Genomic DNA, 2,582 nt, shown 5'->3' on the forward strand with positions numbered 1-2,582 from the left:
GGGCTGAAACTGAAGCTTGCGGCAAAGATCGGCGACGACGACCGCGCCTATTTCCGAGAAATGGTCGAGCCGCTGGTCGACGGTGACCGTGTCGAGTATGTCGGCGAGATCGAGGAGGATAAGAAGGCGGAATTCCTCGGCAAGGCGGCCGGCCTCGTATTCCCGATCGACTGGCCAGAGCCGTTCGGTCTTGCCGTCATAGAGGCGATGGCCTGCGGCACGCCGGTGATCGCCTGGAGCTCCGGCGCAATGCCGGAAATCGTCGATCAAGGCGTGACCGGTTTTATCGTGGATTCCATGGAGGGCGCGGTCGCCTCGATGCCGGGCATGCTGCGGCTCGACAGGCGGAAGGTGCGAGCTGTCTTCGAAAGGCGGTTTTCCGCCGAAAGAATGACCCGCGACTACGTTTCCGCCTATGCGCGCCTGATCGGCGCCTCGGCCGAAGCACGAGCGTCGTGAGCGGCATTACCTCCGGGGGGCGAAACGAGAGAGATATGTAGCGAATGGCCCAACTCGACGAGCGCAAGCTTGATCCCGCGGTAGCACTTGCGTCCCTGGACGCCACCGCACCTCGAGAGCCGCATCGGCTGTTCGCCCTCAAGCAAGGCGATTGCTTTGCCGTGGCCGATGCCTACGGCGATATTCGCGGCGCCGGCGATGGTTTCTTCCGTGACGACACGCGAGTGCTTTCCGAATTCCGGCTGACCGTCGGCGGCCGGCAGACATCGCTGCTCGGTGCGTCGCTCAGCCAGGACAATGTGCTCTTCACCTCCAACCTGACCAATCTGCCGATGCAGAGCGCCCGCGGCCGGGACATTCCGCAGGGCGCGATCCATATCGAACGCGTCAGGCTGCTTTGGCAGGACCGGTTGTTTGAACGCATCACCCTTTCCAACTACAGCCAGGACCACTCCACCATCCGCGTTTCGCTGCATTTTGCCGCCGATTTCCGCGACATGTTCGAAGTGCGCGGCTCGACACGGCTGAAGCGCGGCATGGCCCATGCTGCCGAGACGGATGCGAGCTCCGTCCTGCTTCGCTACGACGGGCTGGACGGGCTGGCGCGGATGTCGGCGATATCTTTCTCGCAGGCGCCGGACCAGCTGACGGCCGACCGTGCTGACTTCCTGATTGCCGTGACGAGGCGCAGCAGCAAGGTGCTGTATGTCGAGGTCGGTCCCGGAGTGGCGGAAACGCCGAACCGCGATCGCTACCGCGCCGCCGCGGCCCGCGCTCGCTTCGGCATGCGGGCCAAGCGCCGCCATGGTGCCACTGTGCACAGTTCCGGCCGCGTCTTCAACGATTGGGTCGAGCGCGCTCGCGCGGATGTGGCGCTGCTGACCACGGAGCTTACGACCGGACCCTACCCATATGCGGGTATCCCCTGGTTTTCTACGGCGTTCGGCCGTGACGGCGTGATCTCCGCGTTGCAGATGCTGTGGCTCAACCCGGATTTGGCGCGAGGCGTGCTGGCCTTCCTTGCCCAGCACCAGGCTACGGAGACATCGCCGTTCAGCGATTCTCAGCCGGGTAAGATCATGCACGAGACCCGCAAAGGCGAAATGGCGGCGCTGCGGGAGCTCCCCTTCGGCCGCTACTATGGCGGTGTCGACACGACGCCGCTCTTCATCCATCTCGCCTGTGCCTATGCGGACCGTACCGGCGACATGGCGTTCGTAGACAGCCTGTGGCCGTCGCTCTGCGCTGCGGCCGAGTGGACCGAGGAGGCGAGCCGGCCGAGCGGCTTCGTAACCTATCAGCGTGCCGCCGAGTCCGGCCTCTCCAACCAGGGATGGAAGGACAGCATCGATTCCGTCTTCCATGCAGACGGCCGCATCCCAAAGGGACCGATCGCTCTGGTGGAGGTGCAAGGCTATGTCTTTGCCGCCTTCCGGGGGCTGGCGGCGCTCGCCCGCCGCCGCAGCGAAGGTGACAGGGCCGATCATTGGGACAGCCGCGCCGAGGCCATGCGTGCCGCTGTGGAACGCCATTTCTGGCTGGACGATCTCGGCTTCTATGCCTTGGCGATTGATGGCGCCGGCGAGCCCTGCAAGGCGCGGACGTCTAATGTCGGGCATCTTCTCTATGTCGGGCTCCCCGAGCCGACGCGGGCGAAGCTGGTCGCCGACCAGCTGCTTTCGGCTTCCTTCCATTCGGGCTGGGGGCTGAGGACGCTCGCCGACGATGCTGTGTTCTTCAACCCGATGTCATACCACAATGGCTCGATCTGGCCGCATGACACCGCCATGTGCGGCGCCGGTCTGGCACGCTTTGGCGAGCGTGAAAGCGTGGTCCGGCTGATGAGCAGCACCTTCGAATCGGCTGTCCATTTCAACATGCGGTTGCCCGAACTGTTCTGCGGCTTTACCCGCGCGCCGGGCGAAGCGCCGATCGCCTATCCCGTCGCGTGCCTGCCACAGGCCTGGTCGGCCGGGTCTGCCTTCATGCTGATGCAGGCCTGCCTCGGCCTGGAGATCGACGGCTGGGACGGCCAAATCCACGTCACCGGTCCCAGGCTGCCGATTGGTATCGACACGCTCACGCTGAGGCATCTGGGCGTTGGCACCAGGAAGGTGGATCTC

The 2,582-nt window shown here is 64.8% G+C and carries 2 protein-coding genes; both read left to right on the forward strand.

The genetic code is table 11. The features are described from left to right. Nucleotides 1–459, forward strand: a 459-nt coding sequence (locus tag EOA86_RS30155) for a glycosyltransferase (RefSeq protein ID WP_128344970.1), incomplete at its 5' end; no start/stop codon positions are given. A 44-nt stretch (nucleotides 460–503) separates the two neighbouring features. After that, nucleotides 504–2,582 (forward strand): amylo-alpha-1,6-glucosidase (locus tag EOA86_RS30160; protein WP_128344971.1); only part of this gene is annotated, 2,079 nt, incomplete at its 3' end.

Origin of the sequence: Mesorhizobium sp. M5C.F.Ca.IN.020.32.2.1 (assembly GCF_004023105.1) — a bacterium.
Lineage (GTDB): Bacteria > Pseudomonadota > Alphaproteobacteria > Rhizobiales > Rhizobiaceae > Mesorhizobium > Mesorhizobium wenxiniae.